Origin of the sequence: Mesorhizobium ventifaucium (assembly GCF_935822925.1) — a bacterium.
GTDB lineage: Bacteria > Pseudomonadota > Alphaproteobacteria > Rhizobiales > Rhizobiaceae > Mesorhizobium > Mesorhizobium ventifaucium.
Window position 1 is genome coordinate 284,283 of sequence record NZ_CAKXZS010000012.1, and the last position, 19,493, is coordinate 303,775.

The window sequence follows — 19,493 nt, forward strand, 5'->3', positions numbered from 1 at the left end:
GCGACGCGCTTCGTTTTTTTGGCCGAGATGCATTATCGCAGCATGCGGGAAATAAGCTGCGCGGTATAGTCGACCATCGGCACGATGCGTGCATAGTTCAGCCGCGTCGGGCCGATGACGCCGAGCGCGCCGATGACGCGGGCGTCCTTGTCGCGATAGGGCGCAACGACCAGCGACGAGCCCGACAGCGAAAACAGCTTGTTTTCCGAGCCGATGAAGATGCGCACACCGGAGCCTTGCTCGGCGAGGTCGAGAAGCTGGATCAGCCCGTCCTGCGTCTCCAGATCCTCGAACAAATGCCGCAGCAGTTCGATGTCGGCCTGGGCGGTGACATTTTCCAGCAGATTGGCGCGACCGCGCACGATGAGACGCGCCGGCAAGCCGCTCTCGGCGCCTGCCCAGACCGCAAGGCCCTTCTCGACCAGATCCTGCGACAGCGTATCGAGGGCTGCCTTGGTTTCTTCCTTGATGCGGGCGATCTCGACCCGCGCCTCGGCCAGCGTGCGACCGCGGATATGGGCGTTGAGGAAATTCGAGGCTTCGTGCAATTGCGAGACGGTGATGCCGGCGGGCAGGTCGACGACGCGGTTTTCGACGTCGCCGTTCTGCGACACCAGCACGGCCAGCGCCTTGTTCGGCTCGAGCTGGATGAACTCGATATGCTTGAGCGCCACCTCGTTCTTGGCGGCAAGCACGAGGCCGGCGCCGCGCGACATGCCGGACAACATCTGGCTGGCCTCGGTGAGCATATGTTCCAGCGTCGCGCCAGAGCCGGAGGCGCGCACCTGCGCCTCGATGGTGCGGCGCTCCTCGTCGGAGAGATCGCCAAGCTCCATGAAAGCATCGACGAAGAAGCGCAGGCCGGCCTGGGTCGGCAGCCGGCCGGCCGAGATATGCGGCGCATAGATCAGGCCGAGATGCTCGAGATCGCTCATCACGTTGCGGATGGTGGCCGGCGACAGCGAAGACGGCAGGATACGCGACAGGCTGCGTGAGCCGACCGGCTCGCCGTCCTTCAGATAGGAATCGACAATGCGCCGAAAGATGTCGCGCGAGCGCATGTCGAGCGATTGAAGCGCGGGCGACTGGATTGCGGGCGACTGGAGCACTGCCGCCGACTGGGAACCGGGATCGACTGCCTTGGTCATTCGAGCCAAATACCTCCGGCCCAAAGATATAGACTTCGGCCACACCCGCGCAACCGGCCATTTTCCTTTGCGCGCTGCGCCCCATGCGGCTACAAGCCGGCCACGAATCCTAAAACGACAAGAAAGAAGCCTGAATGCGCCCTTCCAAACGCCAATTCGACGAAATGCGCGCCATCTCCTTCGAGCGCGGCGTCTCCAAGCACGCGGAAGGCTCGTGCCTGGTGAAGTTCGGCGACACCCACGTGCTTTGCACCGCCAGCCTCGAGGAAAAGGTGCCGGGCTGGATGCGCAATTCCGGCAAGGGCTGGGTGACGGCGGAATACGGCATGCTGCCGCGCTCGACCGGCGAGCGCATGCGCCGTGAAGCTTCGGCCGGCAAGCAAGGCGGCCGCACGCTGGAAATCCAGCGGCTGATCGGCCGTTCGCTGCGCGCCGTGGTCGATCTGCAGGCGCTGGGCGAGCAGCAGATCACCGTCGACTGCGACGTGATCCAAGCCGATGGCGGCACGCGCACAGCCTCGATCACCGGCGGTTGGGTGGCGCTCCATGACTGCCTGCGCTGGATGGAAGCTCGGCAGATGGCCAGCGTCGGCAAGGTGCTGAAGGACCATGTCGCGGCGATTTCCTGCGGCATCCATGACGGCCAGCCGATCATCGACCTCGATTATCTCGAAGACTCCTCGGCCGGCACCGACGCCAATTTCGTCATGACCGGCAAGGGCGGCATCGTCGAGATCCAAGGCACGGCCGAGGGCGAGCCTTTCTCGGAAGAGCAGTTCACGGCGCTGATGGAATTGGCCAAGAAAGGTATTACGCGACTGGTCAGCCTGCAGCAGATGGCTGTAGCTTAACCCCCGTCATGACTCCTTCCGCCATCCTCGAATCAGCCCTCTACGTGACCGACCTCGATGCCGCGGAAAAGTTCTATTCCGGCGTGCTTGGGCTCGATCTGCTGGGCAAGGTCGACGGCAGGCATCTGTTCTTCCGTTGCGGGGACAGCGTGCTGCTCATCTTCAACGCCGAGGCAACCAAGGTGCCGCCGGCGCGCGATGCCAGGCTGAAAGTGCCGCCGCACGGCACTGTCGGCGACGGGCATCTCTGCTTTGCGGCAAGTGCGGACGAGATCGTGCGCTGGAAAGCGCATCTGGAAACGAAGAAGATTGCCATCGAAAGCGAGTTCGAATGGCCGCAAGGCGGCCGCTCGATCTATATTCGTGACCCATCCGGCAATTCGATCGAATTCGCCGAGCCAAGAATCTGGGGCATCTGATGCATTCGCTTGATGGGCATAAGATCGTAGTCGCCAGCCACAACGCCGGCAAACTGCGCGAATTTGCCGATCTGATGGCGCCGTTCGGCATAGAAGCGAAGTCGGCTAAGGAATACGGCCTGCCGGAGCCGAACGAGACCGGCACCACCTTCGAGGAGAACGCCTATATCAAGGCTTTTGCTGCCGCCAAGGCGACAGGCCTGCCGGCATTGTCGGACGATTCCGGCCTGTGTGTCGATGCGCTGGGCGGAGCGCCCGGCGTCTATACCGCCAATTGGGCCGAGGCGCCGGACGGGTCCCGCGACTTCGGCATGGCGATGCAGAGAGCGGAAGTGGCGTTGCAGGAAATCGGCGCGGTTGATCCAGCGCAGCGCAAGGGCCGCTTCGTCGCCGTCATCTGCCTGGCCTTTCCCGACGGCGCAGCCGAATACTTCCGCGGCGAGGTCGAGGGCACGCTGGTGTGGCCGCCGCGCGGCGAACTCGGCTTCGGCTACGACCCGGTGTTCGTGCCGGACGGTTTCGAAAAGACCTTCGGCGAGATGACCGCAGAGGAGAAACATGGCTGGAAGCCCGGCCAGCCAACGGCATTGTCGCATCGCGCCCGCGCCTTCCAGAAATTTGCGCAAGCCAGACTGGATTTGGCACGATCGGGCGTGAAATGACGATGCTGCTCGACCGCAGCCCCGGCTTCGGCGTCTACATCCACTGGCCGTTCTGCGCGGCCAAGTGCCCCTATTGCGACTTCAACAGCCATGTCCGCCACCAGCCGGTCGACCAGGAGCGTTTTGCGCGCGCCTTCGAGACCGAGCTTGCGACAATGCGCAACCGCACCGGACCGCGCGAGGTGACCAGCATTTTTCTCGGCGGCGGCACGCCATCGCTGATGAAGCCGGAAACCGTGGAGACGGTGCTGGACGCGGTGGCGAAGAACTGGACGGTGCCCGCAGGCATCGAGGTGACGCTGGAAGCCAACCCCTCTTCGGTCGAGGCCGAGCGCTTTCGCGGCTACCGGGCGGCAGGCGTCAACCGCGTTTCGCTCGGCGTGCAGGCGCTGAACGACAAGGATCTGCGCTTTCTCGGCCGGCTGCACAATGTCGATGAAGCGCTGCATGCGATTGGCCTGGCGCGTGAGATTTTCCCCCGGCTGTCGTTCGACCTGATCTACGCACGGCCCGGCCAGACATTGGAGGCGTGGCAGGCGGAGCTCGAGCAGGCGATCGGCCACGCCGCCGACCACCTGTCGCTCTACCAGCTGACCATCGAGGAAGGCACGCCGTTCCACGCGCTGCATGCGGCCAGGAAATTCGCTATTCCCGACAATGACCATGCCGCCGATCTCTATGCGCTGACGCAGGAGATCACCGCCGCGCATGGGCTGCCGGCCTACGAGATTTCAAACCACGCCAGACCAGGCGCCGAAAGCCGGCACAATCTCACCTATTGGCGCTATGGCGAATATGTCGGCGTCGGTCCCGGCGCGCATGGCCGCTTCGTCGAAAACGGCCGTCGCGTGGTGACGATCGCCGAAAGAATGCCGGAAACCTGGGCCAATCTGGTCGAGGCCAAGGGCCATGGCGTCACCGGCGGCGAGATCCTGACGCGCTCGGAAGAGGCCGACGAGTTCCTCTTGATGGGGCTAAGGCTGGCCGAGGGCATCGATCTCTCGCGCTACGAGGCGTTTTCCGGGCGCGGCCTCTCGACGGCGCGGCTGTCGGTGCTGCAGGGCGAGGGGCTGGTGGCGCCGATCGGCAATGCCCGCCTGCGCGCCACGCCGGCCGGCATGATCGTGCTCGACGCGGTGGTGGCGGATCTGGCGCGGTAGAGCATGATCCCGAAAAGTGGGAACCGGTTTTCGGACCAGATCATGCTCAAGCTAGAAGATGGGACCCGTTGAAGAGCGTCCTCTTCGTCTGCAGCCAGAACCGCTTGCGAAGCCCGACCGCGAAACAGTGTTTTCTAGTCGAAGGGATATCGAAGTCGCATCGGCCGGCACCAACCACGATGCCGACACCCCGTTGACCCACGACCTGGTCTCTTGGGCCGACATCATCTTCGTGATGGAAAAGGCGCACCGCGCCAAACTGCAGAAGAAGTTCAAGGCCAGCCTGAAGAAGGCTCGCGTGATCTGCCTCGACATTCCGGACGACTATGAGTTCATGGACCCGGGTCTGGTGCGCCTGCTGGAAGCGCGCGTCTCGAAGTACCTGGGTTGAATGATGTGGCAGAGCGTTTCCCCCACGCTTTAGAGAGAAACGTCTCGGCCAATCGCGAGGTTGCGGTAGTCAGGCGTCATGCTTGTGGCGGCGCTTGGCGTGGTCTTTCTCGGCGTCCGCCTCACCGGAGCGAGCCGGCTTGGCATCGCCCTTGTCGCGGCGGGCGCGGTGTTGATCGCTTATCGGATGTGGGGGGGCTCCATTGCGGGAGCTTTTCGTTTCAAGGCGGGTGATGAAAATGTCGAAGCGATTGGGCATCGTCTGATCAGTGCTCCATCGTGCTGCCGGTGCCGGTCGAAGGCTCGATTTCCAGGTTGGTTGCCTTTGAATGACGACGTTTTCGCGGCTTTTTGGCCGGGCCCGCGCCGGCTTTGGCGGGCTGGCTCTTGTCCTTTCGCGCGGCAAAGCGCTTGCGCCCTGCATAGTAGGGTTCGAAAACGTCTTGTATCTTAAGGCTGTCCATCCTGCTCCTCCCGAGATCAGGGGTAAATCCGCCGGGCACGGTTTCGTTCCGTACTGGGGCGAAGGCATGGCGACCGCTTCCTTTGGCACCGGTTTTGCAACCAGGCGTGAGCCGTGCCAAACAGGGCCGAATGCATTCAGTGTCAGAGGACGCTCTGATGGGGGACACCGGTGACCGGCGAGTTGGTAAAACGCAGCTACGTGATCGGCCAAACCGAGATATCGGCCCGGCCACTCGAGCCGGCGCTCTACCTGGTGGCGACGCCGATCGGCAATCTCGCCGATATCACATTACGCGCGCTTGAAACGCTCGCCGCCGCCGATATCGTCGCCTGCGAGGACACGCGGGTCAGCCGCGTGCTGCTAGACCGCTACGGCATCCGCCGCCGCACCACTGCCTATCACGAGCACAATGCCGTCGACGCCGGCCCAAAACTGATCGCAGCCTTGCTGGACGGGCAGAGCGTGGCGCTGATCTCGGACGCCGGCACGCCGCTGATCTCCGATCCCGGCTACCGATTGGTCGGCGAGGCGCTTGACCAGGGCATTCGTGTCGTGCCGATCCCCGGCCCATCGGCCCCACTCGCGGCACTGACGGCCTCCGGCCTGCCCTCCGACGCCTTCCTGTTCGCCGGCTTCCTGCCAGTGAAGACCGGCCAGCGGCTGACGCGGCTGGAAGCGCTGAAGACGGCGCCGGCGACGCTGATCTTCTTCGAATCGCCGCGCCGGCTGGCCGAGACGCTCGGTGCCATGGTCGGGGCGCTGGGTGGCGCCCGTAAGGCCGCGATCGGCCGCGAGTTGACCAAGACCTTCGAGGAGATACGGACCGGCACCTTGCAGTCGCTCGCCGATCATTACGCGGCGGCCGACACGCCGAAGGGCGAGATCGTCATCTGCGTCGGCCCGTCGGACGCAACGGCCGACGAGCCGGCGGACATCGACCGGCTTCTGCTTTCGCTTGCAGCCGAAATGCCGGCCTCCAAGGCGGCGGCGGAAGCCGCCAAGATGACCGGCGGCCAGAAGCAGACGCTTTACCGGCGGCTGCTCGAACTCAAGGATACTGGGAAGAAGGGCGATACTGGGAAAGAGGGCGACACTGGCAAAGAGGGCGACACGGGGAAAGACGGCGATGCCTGAACGCCCGGTCGCCAGCCGCCAGCGGGCCTATCGGCGCGGCCACCGCAGCGAGTGGCTGGCGGCTGTGGCATTGATGGTGAAGGGCTATCGGATCCTGGCCCGCCGCCACCGCACGCGGTTCGGCGAGATCGACCTGATCGCGCGGCGCGGCGACTTGGTGCTGATGGTCGAGGTGAAGGCGCGGCGCACACTGATGGAAGCGATGGAGGCTATCGCCTGCGAATCGGAGCGCCGCATCGAAAGCGCCGCCGATCTCTGGCTGTCGCGCCAGCCCGACTATGGCAGATTGTCGGTGCGCTTCGACATGGTCGCGGTGCTGCCGTGGCGCTGGCCGGTGCATGTCGAGAATGTTTTTTACGGGCGGAACTAGGCTCAGGATCCACTAATCAGCGCCAAACGCTAGTTGACTTTCGGCGGCAGGCGCCGATTCTCAGTCCAAGGCGGCCTGCCGAGCAACATGCCGCCCGAACGATCAGCACGATGATCGAGAGCAGCTTTGAACCTGGTCAACCCGCCGAGCCTTGTTCTAAACGGTGTCGAGTTCGATTTCGACGCCGGTCTCCTGCACGGCGAGCGTGGTGAAGATGTCCCGCTGAGGCCTCAATCGCTCGCGGTGCTGAAACATCTCGTCGCCAACGCCAACCGTGTCGTGACGAAGGAGGAGCTCCTGGACGCTGTCTTGCCCGGCATCGCGGTGACGGAAAACAGTCTTTCCCAGTGCATCAGCGAAATCAGGAAAGCCATCGGCGACGAGAAGCAGAGCCTGCTCAAGACAGTCGCGCGACGGGGATATCGCTTTGTCCCCGAAAGCCAAGCGCCCGGCATACCTCATGATCGCTACCCGCAGGTTCACGGCGCTGCCTCTCCTGACCAGCACGAGACTAAAAGCCGGCGAACCCTGATATTTGTAAGCGCTGTACTGGCAATCGTTGCCGCAGTCGCGGCGTTCATCTGGAGGCCTACATTTGATACGGAAGTGCCGCCCTCGCTCTCGATCGCGGTTCTGCCGTTCGCAAATCTCAGCGAAGCCGAGGAGCAGGCCTATCTTGCCAACGGTTTCGCGGAGGATCTGACGACAGAGCTGGCGCGCGTTCCCGGCCTGTTCGTCGTCTCGCGCAATGCCGCGCGCGCATATCGCAACAGCGGTCTGCCGCCGGCGAAGATCGCGAAAGAGCTCGGCGTCCGCTACCTGCTGGAGGGCTCCGTTCGACGTCTCGGCGATGAAGTGCGCATCAATGCGCACTTGGTCGATGCCTCGACGGTTGGCCAGATCTGGGCCGAGCGGTTCGAAGGTCCGTTCACCGATGTGTTCAAGCTCCAGGACCAGGTGACCGGTCAGATTGTCGCCGCGCTGCAGCTAAAGCTCGTCCCGGGAAAAGCAACCCTGGCCGTGTCCGGCGATACTGACGATCCGGAAGCTTACCAGGCTTTTCGGCGCGCTATCGAGGCGCGACGAACGGATACACCATCAGGCACCGTGGAAGCATCTGGCCACCTGCGCCAGGCCTTGGCGCTGGATGCCGATTTCGGCGCGGCGGCCGCGGAATTGGCATGGCTCCACTGGGATGCCGACGATGCGAGGAGACAGGCTCTAGGGCTTAGTTGGACCGAAATCGACGACGAGCTCTACGGCAATCTGGCCATCGCTGCCGGAAACCCGTCTCCCGGTTACTATCAGCTGATTTCCGAGCTTCTGGTCCGGGAGCATAGGTCCGACGAGGCGGTGGCTGCCCTGCAAAAGGCGATAGCGCTCGACCCGAGCGATTCCTGGACCTACGAAGGGCTGAGCCAGGCCCTCATCTTCAACGGCAGGCCGGCAGAGGGGCGAACCTTTCTCGAGGCGGCCCTACGCGTCGATCCCGGGTGGACGGAGTGGCGACACTACCAGGCTGGCTTGGCGGCGTTCGGCCAAGGCCGCTACGAGGAGGCGGTCGCGCAGCTTGAGCAGGTCGATGTTCGGTCGCCCAATCCCTGGACGAAGTTCTACGGCCTGCATGTTCTTGTCGCGGCGCTTGCGCATCTCGATCGCCTGCCGGAAGCGGCCTCAGCCCTGGAGCAGCTCCGAAGCGTGCTGTCGGAAAGGCAGGAGGGTCAGCCAAACCTGCTGATCGCGCAGCAGTTCTTCGTCTACAAGCGACCGGAGGACATCGTTCGCCTGCTCGATGGCTTGAGGAAGGCAGGGGTTTCTGAGCTTCCCGCCGGAGTGGAGCCGGGATCCGCTGAACGGATGAATGGCGTCGACATCAGCAATCTCATAATCGGACACGAGCTGACGGGACGCCAGATTCTGCCCGATGTCTCAGCCTACCATGCTGTGATTGCGGCAGACGGCAGCGTGACCCGAACAGTTGGTGAGGAGGTCGTGACCGGTCGGATGTGGGTGCAGGGCGACAGCCTGTGCAGCGCCTATCCGCGTAAATTGACCGGCTGTGGCGCTGTGTTCCGCAATCTGGACGGCACATCTGGAGCCACGAACGAATACATACTGCTGTCTCGCATCAAGCGTTACGAATTTCGGTCGCGAAGTAGCAGCACTTCGCTGCGTTTACAGCGGCCATGAGAGATTGAGGTTCACTTCGCTCATGCCTTCGGTGACATACGGACCACAGCGCTTCAATGCATCTGCGAAATCCTTGGCCAAGCCCTTGAACGTCTCGGTCTGTGGTGCAACGTCGACGATTTCGATGGCACTGACGTGCCCCTCGCGCGTGAAGCTGACGTGGACATCTGCGCTGAAGCTGATTCCGCGCATCGCCGTCTGCGTAGGCCAGCAGCTCGCTGCCCGTTCGAGAATGTGGCGGCTCAGACTGTCACCAGCGGACGCGGCGGTCGCCGTGCCGATCACGAGAATTCCCAAAACGCGGTTGATCATCGTTTAGCTCCTCAGTTCGGCGTCCGAAGCGTGTGGGGACGGCGTGCGAGAGAGAACGCGAGGGCTCGTTCGAAGTCATGAAATCGGCGTGAAAAAGTTCTGAAGAGTGATGAACGCAGTCGATTTTGGCTACGGGATGCACTCAAAGCGGCAAGGACGACCCTGCGAGGACGGCTTGGGCTGGGAGGGCAGGCCTACGCTGTTAATCTCCCCAGCATTGCTAGGGAAACGAACAAATAGAGCCCTGGCGAAATTAAGTGCGCCGCCTCACCCCCATACAAACAGCGCCGCCAGGCCGACGGTGCCGATGACCAGCCGCCACCAGCCGAACAGCGAATAGCCGTGGCGCGACACGTAGTTGAGCAGGAAGCGCACGACGATAAGCGCCGCGACGAAGGCGGCGATGAAACCGGCGGCGATGATCGGCAGGTCGGCGCTGGTCAGCACGTTGCGGTTCTTGAACAGGTCGAAGGCGAAGGCGCCGACCATCGTCGGCATGGCAAGGAAGAAGGAGAATTCCGCAGCCGCCCGTTTGTCGACGCCCAGGAGCAGCGCGCCGACGATCGTCGAGCCGGAGCGCGACGTGCCGGGGATCAGCGAAAGGCACTGGAACAGTCCGATCTGCAGATAGAGCCGGAGCGGAAACCGCTCGACGTCGTGATAGAGCGGCTTCGGCTTGAAGCGATCCACCCACAGCAGGACCAAGCCGCCGATGATCAGCATGATGCAGATCAGCCTCGGCGATTCAAACAGCACCGTCTTGATGAAGCCATGCGCCAGCGCGCCGATGACGGCCGCCGGCAGGAAGGCGACGAGGATGCCGAGAACGAAATGCCGCGTCACCCGATCATGCGGCAGATCGACCAGCATCTGCCACAGGCGATGGAAATAGACGCTGAGGATCGCCAGTATGGCGCCGAGCTGGATCAGGATCTCGAAGGCCTTGCCGGTCGAATGGAAGCCGAGAAAATGGCCGGCAAGCAGGATATGGCCGGTTGACGAGACCGGAATGAACTCGGTCATGCCCTCGATCATGCCGAGCAGCAGCGCTTCGACAATGGTCTGGCTTTCCATGGAAACCTCGGCGTTCGAGTGAGGGCTTTGAAGAACGGCTTGCTTGTCATGGCGCGGAACTCCTCCTATAGGTCGCAGCACCCTGACGGCCACCTGAATCGGGGCGGCCAAGACTTACCGGCGCGGCCGGCGATTTGCCAGTGCGCTCTATTATCGCGGGACCATGCTGACGCTTTTCCACCACCCGATGTTCGCCACCTGCCGCTTCGTTCGCCTCGCTTTCGGCGAGTATGGCGAGGAGCTGGCGCTGATCGAGGAAAAGCCGTGGATGCGGCGCAAGGAGTTCCTGGCGCTGAACCCGGCCGGCACGCTGCCGATCCTGCTTGCCGAGGGCGACGTGCCGATCGTCGGCGCCATGGTCATCGGCGAATATCTCGACGAGACGCGCGGCGTGCTCAAGCGCGACAAGCGGCTGTTCGCCGAGGACCCGATGGGGCGCGCCGAAATCCGCCGGCTGACCGACTGGTACCTCAACAAGGCCGATAGCGAGGTGACGCGGCACCTGGTGCGCGAGCGCGTGCTGAAGCCGATCATGCCGGAAACGGCGGGCGGCGGTTCGCCCGATTCGGCGGCGATCCGTGCTGCGCGCGCCAACATCCGCCAGCACATGAAATACACCAACTGGCTGGCCGGCACCCGCCATTGGCTGGCCGGCAGCAAGGTCACCTATGCCGACCTAGCGGCTGCGGCTGCGCTGTCCGTGCTCGACTATCTCGGCGAGATCGACTGGCGCGAACACGCTGCCGCGCGCGAATGGTATGCAAGGGTGAAATCACGGCCATCGTTCCGGCCGCTTTTGTCCGACCGGGTGCGCGGCCTGTCGCCGGTGTCACATTATGCGGACCTCGATTTCTAGAGCGCAAAACCTGCGCCCGCTGATCGACCGCGAGGCGCGGCGCGCCGGTTTCGATGCCGTTGCCGTCACCACGCCAAATGCCATCCCGCAGGCGCCGGCCCGGCTTGCCGCATTCGTCGCCGACGGCTTCCACGGCTCGATGGGCTGGATCGCCGAGACGCTCGAACGCCGCGGCGAGCCGATAGCGCTTTGGCCCGAAGTTCGCTCGATCATCGTGCTGGCCATGAACTACGGCCCCGACCGCGACCCGCGCGCGGTGCTGGGCAAGCGCGAGCGCGGAGCGATCTCCGTCTATGCGCAGAACCGCGACTATCACGACGTGATGAAAGGCCGGCTGAAAGAGATCGCCGGCAAGATCGTTGCGCGCTCGGGGAGCGACGTAAAAGTGTTCGTCGACACCGCCCCGGTGATGGAGAAGCCGCTGGCAGAAGCCGCCGGCCTCGGCTGGCAAGGCAAGCACACCAATCTAGTCAGCCGCGAGCACGGCTCCTGGCTGTTCCTTGGCACCATCTTCACGACGGCCGAGCTTGCACCCGATACGCCCGAAGACGACCACTGCGGCTCCTGCCGCGCCTGTCTCGACGTTTGCCCGACCGACGCCTTTCCGGCTCCCTACCGGCTCGATGCGCGACGCTGCATCTCCTATCTCACCATCGAGAACAAGGGGCCGATCCCGCACGAGTTCCGCGAAAAAATCGGCAACCGCATTTTTGGCTGCGACGATTGCCTGGCCGTCTGCCCGTGGAACAAGTTTGCCCGGGCGGCGTCGGAGGCAAAGCTCGTCGCCCGCGCGGACTTGCGCGAGCCGCCGCTCGCCGATCTCCTGGCGCTCGACGACGCTGCTTTCCGGTCGTTCTTTAGCGGTTCGCCGGTCAAGCGCATCGGTCGCGACCGCTTTGTCCGCAATGTGCTGATCGCCGCCGGCAATTCCGGCCAACCCTCGCTCGGCAACGCCGTGCGTGCGCTGCTCGGCGACGCCTCGCCGCTGGTGCGCGGCGCGGCGGTATGGGCGCTGTCACGGCTTGTGCCGGCGTCGGAATTTGCCAAATGGGCCAACGCTGCGGTGAAAGCAGAAGGCGACGAGGCCGTGCGACGCGAATGGCGCCTGGCGCTGGCAGACCAGATCGAGGCGGATGCATGAGCGAAAAGCAGATCCTCATTTTCGGCGCCGGCTATTCGGGCAAGGCATTTGCCCGCGCCAGCACGGATGCCAGCACGATCCTTGGGACGACACGCGCAGCGGAGAAATTCGAAGCGCTGCGGCAAGCCGGAATCCAGCCGCTGCTTTTCGACGGCGCGCTGACGCTTGAAATCAGCGACGTGCTCGAGAAAACAACCCATCTCGTCGTCTCGGTGGCGCCGGATGAGGCCGGCGACCCGGTGCTGAACGCGGCGCGCGAGACAATCGCGGAGATGCCGGCGCTCGAATGGATCGCCTATCTCTCCACCGTCGGCGTCTACGGCGACCATGGCGGCGACTGGGTCGACGAGACCGCCGAATGCCGGCCGGCGTCGAAGCGCTCGATGATGCGTGTCGCCGCCGAGCAGGACTGGCTGAAGCTGGGTCGGGACATCGGGCGGCCGGTGGCGATCCTGCGGCTTTCCGGCATTTATGGGCCGGGCCGCAATGCCCTGGTCAATCTGGAAAACGGCACCGCGCGGCGGCTGATCAAGCCCGGCCAGGTGTTCAACCGCATCCATTGCGACGACATTGCGGGGGCGCTCTGGCATCTGCTCAAGAACATCAGCGGCGGCATCTTCAACGTCACCGACGACCTGCCGGCGCCGCCGCAGGACGTCGTCACCTATGCCGCAGGGCTGATGGGCGTCACACCGCCGCCGGAAATTCCGTTCGAGACCGCCCAACTTTCGCCCATGGCGCGGTCCTTCTATCGCGAGAACAAGCGTGTCGCCAACATGGCGATCAAGGCGGCCGGCTATCGCTTCCGCTTTCCCGACTACCGCAGCGCATTCGACCATATGTGGGCTGAGGGCAACTGGCGCGACGGCGAGGCGCGCAGCCCGATGAAGCGGTCGTGATCGAAATCGCGCGCCAGGCGTGATATAATTCGACTTAATGTGCAGAGGGGTTCTGCTTTCATGACGATGTTGAAGCGATCATTGCGTGGTAGATTGCTGCGCGGCGCAACGGGCTTTAGACCTCTGTTTATGCATGTCGTTATCCCAAAACCGCTGCGCAGTTTTGGGCGACATGCACTGACAGCAGCGCTCGCCGTCCTGGTCCTGGCGGGGCTTGCAGCGCGACCTGCGGCGGCCGAAGAACTGGCAAAAAACCTGTTCGGCGCCAAACAGCTGCCGGCCGTGGCTGCGCCGCAGTCGATCGGTTTTTATTCCAAGGGCTGCTTTGCCGGCGGCGTCGCCATACCCCTGAACGGCCCGAAATGGGAGGTGATGCGGCCTTCGCGCAACCGCCGCTGGGGCCATCCGACGATGATCGCGCTGATCGAGAAACTGTCGCGCGACGCAGCGGCCGACGGCTGGCCCGGCCTGCTGGTCGGCGACATTTCGCAGCCGCGCGGCGGCCCGATGCTGACCGGCCATGCCTCCCACCAGATCGGCCTCGACGCCGACATCTGGCTGACGCCAATGCCAGACCGCAAGCTTTCGCTCGAGCAGCGCGAAAACATGAGCGCCACCCTGCTTGTCGACGAAAAGACCCATTTGGTGAAAGATGCGCTCTGGGCAGCGGCGCATACGCGGCTGCTGAAGCGCGCGGCAAGCTATGCGGAAGTCGAGCGCATCCTGGTCAATCCCGGCATCAAGAAGAAGCTCTGCGACACGGTGAAAGGCGACCGCGCATGGCTGCGCAAGGTCAGGCCGTTCTGGGGCCACGACTATCACTTCCACATCCGCATCGGCTGCCAGCCCGGCTCGCCCAAATGCAAAGCGCAGGAAAACACAGCGCCAGGCGAGGGCTGCGACCAGTCGCTGGCATGGTGGTTCACCGAGGAGCCATGGCGCCCAAACAAGAACCCGGACAGGCCGAAAGCGCGCGACCTGATGACGATGGCGAGCTTGCCCGCAGCATGCCAGGCCGTGCTCGACGGGCCAGATCCGGCTTCGGCGGAGGCGGTCACCTATTATGGCGACGGCGTGCCGGTCGCGGCTGCACCCGTTCTCATGACGGCGCCCGCGCCGGCGCGGGCATCCGCAAGCGGCGGGGCAGCGCTTCCGGCCTCGGTCAACGCTTTCGCGGCGACGCCCGAGATCGGCATTCCGCTGCCGCGGCCGCGGCCGGGGAACTGAGGCCAGGATAATCGCCTCGGCTTCCACTGATGTTGGCGACGACCAACTGTTGGGGTCGGCGCCGCCCCTCATTGCCCTGCCGGGCATTTCTCCCCGTATAGTGACGGGGAGAAAGGGGCTGGTCGCTGCCTTGGCGCCGTTCTTGCGGCGTTGGAGATTAGCGAACCGTCGATGAAAGCGCCCCCTCTCCCCGTCACTATACGGGGAGAGGATGCCGGCAGGAAGGTGAGGGGCAGCGCAAACGCTGAATGGGGCAAGGACGAAATTCGGACCTGAAGTGATTGCACCGGAACTGACTCTGAAGCGACTTTCCCTTTCCCGGGTCATGCGCTAGTCAACGAAAACGCCACTGGGAACCGGGACGGACGAGAGCATGCCAGGCGACGACGACACAGCGCTGCAGTTTCCGGTCCTGATCGGCGACATTGGCGGCACCAATGCGCGCTTTTCGATGGTGCTCGACGCGAATTCGGAACCAACCGAACCGCAGATCGTCCAGACCGCCAATTTCAGCACGATCGACGCAGCGATCCAGGCCGCGGTGCTCGACCGCTCGTCGGTCCGGCCCAATTCCGCCGTGCTGGCGGTGGCTGGCCCGGTCGACAGCGACGAGATCCCGCTCACCAACTGCCCGTGGATCGTCAAGCCGAAAAAAATGTTTGCCAGCCTCGGCCTCAGCGACGTCGTGGTGCTCAATGATTTCGAGGCGCAGGCGCTGGCCGTCGTGGCGCTCGGCGAAGAGCATATGGAAAAGATCGGCGGCGATGCGCCGGAGCCCAATGCCGGACGGGTGGTGCTCGGTCCAGGAACCGGACTTGGCGTCGCCGGCCTGGTCCACGCGCTGAACCACTGGATACCGGTGCCCGGCGAGGGCGGGCACATGGATATCGGGCCGCGCTCGCCGCGCGATTTCCAGGTCTTTGCGCATATCGAGAAGCTCGAGGGCAGAATCTCCGGCGAACAGATCCTGTCCGGCCGCGGCTTGGTCAATGCCTACCGGGCGGTGGCCAAGGCGGACAGCAAGCCGGCGCCGTTCACCACGCCGGCCGAGGTCACCGCCGCGGCGCTGGCGAAGTCAGATCCGGTGGCCGAGGAAGCGCTGTCGCTGTTCGTCACCTGCCTGGGGCGCACCGCCGGCGACCTTGCGCTGGTGTTCATGAGCCGCGGCGGCGTCTTCCTGACCGGCGGCATCGCGCAAAAAATCCTGCCGGCGCTGAAAACCGGCAATTTCCGCGCCGCCTTCGAGGACAAGGCGCCGCATAGCGAACTGATGCGCACCATGCCGGTCTATGTGATCACCCATCCGCTGGCAGCGCTTTCCGGCCTTGCCGCCTATGCCAGGAACCCGTCGCTGTTCGGCGTCCAGACCGCGGGGCGGCGCTGGCGGGCCTAGACGACGGCCGCAGCCGCGGCGAAGTTTTGCCGGCCTCTGCCATAGGCAAGCCGCCGCCATGGCGCTAAGAGGATTGCCGAATTGACCCGGCCGTGGAGCCGGACCGACATCACGGAACGATCCCGACTTGAACCAGTCGCCAAACCACCAAGCCCCAAACCACCAGGGCCCAAACCACCAGGCCAAAGCCCGGCCCGGCGAGGTCGTGGCGGTGATCCGCCGCATCCTCGCCGAGAACGGCCGCGACTATCGCTGGTATTATGTTCTGGCCGTTCTGTGCCTGGTGATGATTGCGGCCACGACCGCCTTCACCGCCTGGATCATGAAGGATGTCGTCGACCAGATATTCTACGAGCAGCGCGGCGATCTCATCGCGCTGATCTGCTTGTTGATCCTGGGCGCCTTCGTGCTGCGCGGGCTGGCCACCTACGGCCAGGCGGTGACGCTGGCCAGGATCGGCAACAATCTGGTGGCGCGCTACCAGCGCCGCGTCTTCGCTCATCTGATGAAGCTCGGCATCGGTTTCTTCAACGACACGCGCTCGGGACGACTGGCCGCACAGATCAACGAGAACGTCAACGGCATCCGCGACCTGCTGTCGATGACGCTGACATCCTTGGCACGCGACGCCGTATCGCTGGTCGCGCTGATCGGCGTCATGATCTGGCAGGATCCGATGCTGTCCCTGATGTCGCTGCTGATCGGGCCGCCGCTGATCTACACCGTCCTCTATCTGACCCGCAGAATAAGGCGCGCCACGCGCGAAGCCGTGCAGATAAACGCGCGGCTGATCGGCGCCATGCAGGAAGCAACCCAAGGCATCGCCATCGTCAAGGCGTTCACGCTGGAGGACGAGCTGTCGCGTCGCATCAGCGATCTTGTCGCCGGCGCCGAGCAGCGGGCAAACCGCATCGCCCGCGTCTCGGAACGGTTATCGCCGATCTCGGACATGCTGGCCGGCTTCGCCGTCGCCGGCGTCATCGCCTATTCCGGCTACCGGGCAGCCGTCGGCGGCCAACCGCCCGGTGCTGTCTTTTCCTTCATCACCGCACTGCTGCTTGCCTACGACCCGGCCCGGCGGCTGGCGCGCATGCAGGTCGGCATGGAACGGGCGCTTGTCAATGCGCGCATGATCTACGAGTTGCTCGACCTCGAGCCGCAGCAGGGCGACGCGCCCGGAGCGGCCGAAGCGAAGATCGGCAAGGGCGAGGTGCGCTTCAACAATGTGTCGTTCGGCTATGCCGCCGACGCTCCGGTGCTGCAGGATCTCAGCTTCGTTGCCGCCGCCGGCAAGATGACGGCCATCGTCGGCGCCTCGGGCGCCGGCAAGTCGACGCTGGTGGCGCTCCTGCAGCGTTTCCACGATGTCGAGGCGGGCAGCATCGAGGTCGACGGCCAGGACATTTTAGAGGTGACCAAGCAGTCGCTGCGCCGCTCCATCGCCTATGTCTCGCAGCAGCCCTATCTGTTCGAAGGCACCATTCGCGACAATATCCGCTACGGGCGGCTGAGTGCCAGCGACGCCGAGATCGAGCTGGCCGCACAACAGGCCGAGGCCGATGGCTTCATCCGCCAGCAGCCGCTAGGCTATGACACCCCTGTCGGCGAGGGCGGCCTGACGCTGTCGGGCGGCCAGCGCCAGCGCCTGTCGATCGCCCGCGCCATCGTGCGGCAGGCGCCGATCCTGCTGCTCGACGAGGCGACCTCGGCGCTCGACAACGAGGCCGAAGCGCGCGTCCAGCAGGCGCTGACCCAGGTTATGAAAGGGCGCACGACCATCGTCATCGCGCACCGGCTGTCGACGGTGGTCAATGCCGACCACATCATCGTGCTGGAACAGGGCCGGCTGGTCGAGCAAGGCACGCATGCCTCGCTGATGACCGACCCGCACAGCGTATATGCCCGGTTCCACCGGGTGCAGGGCAACAAGGGGCTGGGGCTTGTCGACGACGGCAAGCCAATCCAAACTCCGGTGCGGCGCGCGAAAAAAGCGATTGGGAGAAATTTATGAGCGGTACGGCCACAAACGACCTCCCCGTCAATGAAATGGGCCTGGTAGTGGTCGGCGCGGCCGGACGCATGGGCCAGGCGCTGATCCGCGCCATCCACACCATACCGGGCGCCCGCGTCGCCGGCGCGATCGAGCGGCCCGGCTCGCCACATCTCGGCAAGGATGCCGGCGAGCTTGCCGGCATCGGCACTATCGGCGTGGCGATCGGCGACGATCCGCTGCCGGCCTTCGCCAAGGCCGACGGCGTGCTCGATTTCACGAGCCCGACAGCAACAGTCGAATTCGCTGGCTACGCGGCGCAGGCGCGCATCGCCCATGTCATCGGCACCACCGGTTGCTCGGCCGACGACAATGCAAAGATAGCGGCGGCGGCGCGCCACGCGACGATCGTCAAGTCAGGCAATATGAGCCTCGGCGTCAATCTGCTGGCGGTGCTGGTGGAGCAGGCGGCGCGTGCGCTCGATGCCGACGATTTCGACATCGAGATCCTGGAAATGCATCACCGGCACAAGGTCGACGCGCCCTCGGGAACGGCGCTGCTGCTCGGTGAAGCCGCCGCCATTGGGCGCGGCATCGATCTTGACGGGAACAGCGTGCGGTCGCGTGACGGCCACACCGGCATGCGAAAGGCGGGCTCGATCGGCTTCGCCACGCTGCGGGGCGGCTCGGTGGTCGGCGACCATTCCGTGGTGCTGGCCGGCACCGGCGAGCGCATCACGCTCGCTCATCATGCCGAGGACCGGGCGATCTTCGCCCGCGGCGCGGTCAAGGCCGCACTGTGGGCACGCGGCAGGAAGCCGGGACTGTATTCGATGCGGGACGTGCTCGGACTCGCCTGAGACGATCTGATCCACAAACTGAAGGAGCAAAAATGTCGGGAACTCTCGTGCTCGTGCGCCATGGCCAGAGCGAATGGAACCTGAAGAACCTTTTCACCGGCTGGCGCGATGTCGACCTGACCGAATTGGGCCACGCCGAGGCCAGGGAGGCGGGCGCCAAGCTGAAGGCGCGCGGCATGAAATTCGACATCGCCTTCACCTCGTCGCTGATCCGGGCGCAGAAGACCTGCCAGCACATTCTCGACGCCGTCGGTCAGGGCGATCTCGAGACCATCCGCGACCAGGCGCTGAACGAGCGCGACTATGGCGATCTCTCCGGCCTCAACAAGGACGACGCGCGCCAGAAATGGGGCGAGGAGCAGGTGCATGTCTGGCGCCGCTCCTACGACGTGCCGCCGCCCGGCGGCGAAAGCCTGAAGGACACCGGCGCGCGCGTCTGGCCCTATTATCTGCACGACCTGCAGCCGCATGTGCTGCGCGGCGGCACAGTCCTGGTGGCGGCGCACGGCAATTCGCTGCGCGCACTGATCATGGCGCTGGACGGCAAGTCTGGTGAGGAGATCGTTAGACTGGAGCTCGGCACCGGCGTGCCGGTCATCTACAAGCTCAACGCCGATTCGACCGTGGCATCGAAGGAGGTGCTGGAGGGCGCATGACCCCGAACCGCAGGTTCGGAAAGGATCATGCGCAGATTCAAAACTACACTAGCCGGCGCGCGGGCGTGTTTCTTGATTGAGCAAAAAAGCGCGTTGACACTCACCCCTTGCCCGCCTAAAGAGCCCGCACCAGCCCAGATGGCGGAATTGGTAGACGCGCACGGTTCAGGTCCGTGTTCCGCAAGGAGTGGAGGTTCGAGTCCTCTTCTGGGCACCATCATCTTGTAAGTACCTGATTTCATTCAGGTTCTGATTCGCTTTTCCAGTTTGGCCCAGTTGTAACAGTGACTGTTAT

19 protein-coding genes, 1 tRNA gene and 3 pseudogenes are annotated in these 19,493 nt (G+C 64.3%); 19 read left to right on the plus strand and 4 right to left on the minus strand.

Annotated features, from left to right (window positions below; all coding sequences use genetic code 11):
• Positions 1-32 precede the first annotated feature (32 nt).
• The gene (hrcA, locus tag NMG70_RS12390; protein WP_254024774.1) at positions 33-1,148 is read right to left on the minus strand and encodes a heat-inducible transcriptional repressor HrcA; all 1,116 of its coding nucleotides are present in this window, start codon (positions 1,146-1,148) and stop codon (positions 33-35) included.
• Positions 1,149-1,282: 134 nt separating this feature from the next.
• Between hrcA and rph the strand changes: the two genes are divergently transcribed.
• From rph to NMG70_RS12420, 6 genes and pseudogenes are all read left to right on the plus strand, one after another.
• Complete coding sequence (gene rph, locus NMG70_RS12395) at positions 1,283-1,999, plus strand: ribonuclease PH (protein WP_254024775.1); 717 nt, start codon at positions 1,283-1,285, stop codon at positions 1,997-1,999.
• An 8-nt stretch (positions 2,000-2,007) separates the two neighbouring features.
• Positions 2,008-2,418, plus strand: coding sequence for a VOC family protein (locus NMG70_RS12400; RefSeq protein ID WP_254024776.1), 411 nt, complete (start codon positions 2,008-2,010; stop codon positions 2,416-2,418).
• Positions 2,418-3,080: an RdgB/HAM1 family non-canonical purine NTP pyrophosphatase gene (rdgB, locus tag NMG70_RS12405; protein WP_254024777.1), complete on the plus strand. Its 663-nt coding sequence runs from the start codon at positions 2,418-2,420 to the stop codon at positions 3,078-3,080. Before NMG70_RS12400 ends, rdgB begins: the two co-directional genes overlap by 1 nt.
• Entirely contained in the window at positions 3,077-4,240 is a 1,164-nt protein-coding gene (gene hemW, locus NMG70_RS12410) for a radical SAM family heme chaperone HemW (protein ID WP_254024778.1), read from the plus strand. The genes rdgB and hemW overlap by 4 nt, the downstream gene beginning before the upstream one ends.
• Positions 4,241-4,308: 68 nt before the next feature.
• A pseudogene (locus tag NMG70_RS12415) lies at positions 4,309-4,631 on the plus strand (low molecular weight protein tyrosine phosphatase family protein).
• A gap of 75 nt (positions 4,632-4,706) precedes the next feature.
• Positions 4,707-4,817, plus strand: a pseudogene (locus tag NMG70_RS12420) (EamA family transporter); the annotation flags it as partial.
• Positions 4,818-4,896: 79 nt separating this feature from the next.
• Here NMG70_RS12420 and NMG70_RS12425 read toward each other — a convergent pair.
• Positions 4,897-5,094, minus strand: a complete 198-nt coding sequence (locus NMG70_RS12425; RefSeq protein ID WP_254024824.1) for a hypothetical protein — start codon at positions 5,092-5,094, stop codon at positions 4,897-4,899.
• A 170-nt stretch (positions 5,095-5,264) separates the two neighbouring features.
• Here NMG70_RS12425 and rsmI point away from each other — a divergent pair, with 170 nt between their 5' ends.
• The 4 genes and pseudogenes from rsmI (at position 5,265) to NMG70_RS12445 (ending at position 8,790) form a co-directional block, all read left to right on the plus strand.
• Positions 5,265-6,230, plus strand: a complete 966-nt coding sequence (gene rsmI / locus NMG70_RS12430; protein WP_254024779.1) for a 16S rRNA (cytidine(1402)-2'-O)-methyltransferase — start codon at positions 5,265-5,267, stop codon at positions 6,228-6,230.
• Entirely contained in the window at positions 6,223-6,600 is a 378-nt protein-coding gene (locus NMG70_RS12435) for a YraN family protein (protein WP_254024780.1), read from the plus strand. The genes rsmI and NMG70_RS12435 overlap by 8 nt, the downstream gene beginning before the upstream one ends.
• A gap of 243 nt (positions 6,601-6,843) precedes the next feature.
• Positions 6,844-6,969 (plus strand): annotated as a pseudogene (locus NMG70_RS32925) (winged helix-turn-helix domain-containing protein); the annotation flags it as partial.
• 486 nt (positions 6,970-7,455) lie between these two features.
• Complete coding sequence (locus tag NMG70_RS12445; protein WP_254024782.1) at positions 7,456-8,790, plus strand: tetratricopeptide repeat protein; 1,335 nt, start codon at positions 7,456-7,458, stop codon at positions 8,788-8,790.
• Here the strand turns inward: NMG70_RS12445 and NMG70_RS12450 are convergent.
• Entirely contained in the window at positions 8,776-9,102 is a 327-nt protein-coding gene (locus tag NMG70_RS12450; RefSeq protein WP_254024783.1) for a hypothetical protein, read from the minus strand. The genes NMG70_RS12445 and NMG70_RS12450 overlap by 15 nt on opposite strands.
• A 267-nt stretch (positions 9,103-9,369) precedes the next feature.
• The gene (locus NMG70_RS12455) at positions 9,370-10,176 is read right to left on the minus strand and encodes an undecaprenyl-diphosphate phosphatase (protein ID WP_254024784.1); all 807 of its coding nucleotides are present in this window, start codon (positions 10,174-10,176) and stop codon (positions 9,370-9,372) included.
• Positions 10,177-10,339: 163 nt separating this feature from the next.
• Here NMG70_RS12455 and NMG70_RS12460 point away from each other — a divergent pair, with 163 nt between their 5' ends.
• The 9 genes from NMG70_RS12460 to NMG70_RS12500 all read left to right on the plus strand — a co-directional run bounded on the left by NMG70_RS12460 (position 10,340) and on the right by NMG70_RS12500 (position 19,415).
• On the plus strand, positions 10,340-11,032 hold the full coding sequence (locus NMG70_RS12460) for a glutathione S-transferase family protein (protein ID WP_254024785.1): 693 nt from the start codon (positions 10,340-10,342) through the stop codon (positions 11,030-11,032).
• Positions 11,013-12,173 carry a tRNA epoxyqueuosine(34) reductase QueG gene (gene queG / locus NMG70_RS12465; RefSeq protein WP_254024786.1) on the plus strand — a complete coding sequence of 387 codons (1,161 nt, stop codon included), beginning with the start codon at positions 11,013-11,015 and terminating at the stop codon, positions 12,171-12,173. Before NMG70_RS12460 ends, queG begins: the two co-directional genes overlap by 20 nt.
• Positions 12,170-13,072, plus strand: a complete 903-nt coding sequence (locus NMG70_RS12470; RefSeq protein ID WP_254024787.1) for an SDR family oxidoreductase — start codon at positions 12,170-12,172, stop codon at positions 13,070-13,072. The genes queG and NMG70_RS12470 overlap by 4 nt, the downstream gene beginning before the upstream one ends.
• A 129-nt stretch (positions 13,073-13,201) precedes the next feature.
• On the plus strand, positions 13,202-14,299 hold the full coding sequence (mepA, locus tag NMG70_RS12475) for a penicillin-insensitive murein endopeptidase (protein WP_254024788.1): 1,098 nt from the start codon (positions 13,202-13,204) through the stop codon (positions 14,297-14,299).
• Between the two features lie 373 nt (positions 14,300-14,672).
• Complete coding sequence (locus NMG70_RS12480) at positions 14,673-15,692, plus strand: glucokinase (protein ID WP_254024789.1); 1,020 nt, start codon at positions 14,673-14,675, stop codon at positions 15,690-15,692.
• A gap of 205 nt (positions 15,693-15,897) precedes the next feature.
• Complete coding sequence (locus NMG70_RS12485; protein WP_254024790.1) at positions 15,898-17,703, plus strand: ABC transporter ATP-binding protein; 1,806 nt, start codon at positions 15,898-15,900, stop codon at positions 17,701-17,703.
• Positions 17,700-18,542 carry a 4-hydroxy-tetrahydrodipicolinate reductase gene (gene dapB / locus NMG70_RS12490; RefSeq protein ID WP_254024791.1) on the plus strand — a complete coding sequence of 281 codons (843 nt, stop codon included), beginning with the start codon at positions 17,700-17,702 and terminating at the stop codon, positions 18,540-18,542. Before NMG70_RS12485 ends, dapB begins: the two co-directional genes overlap by 4 nt.
• Before the next feature lie 32 nt (positions 18,543-18,574).
• Positions 18,575-19,198, plus strand: coding sequence for a 2,3-bisphosphoglycerate-dependent phosphoglycerate mutase (locus tag NMG70_RS12495; RefSeq protein ID WP_254024792.1), 624 nt, complete (start codon positions 18,575-18,577; stop codon positions 19,196-19,198).
• A gap of 132 nt (positions 19,199-19,330) precedes the next feature.
• Positions 19,331-19,415 (plus strand) — tRNA-Leu (locus NMG70_RS12500).
• Positions 19,416-19,493: the final 78 nt, after the last annotated feature.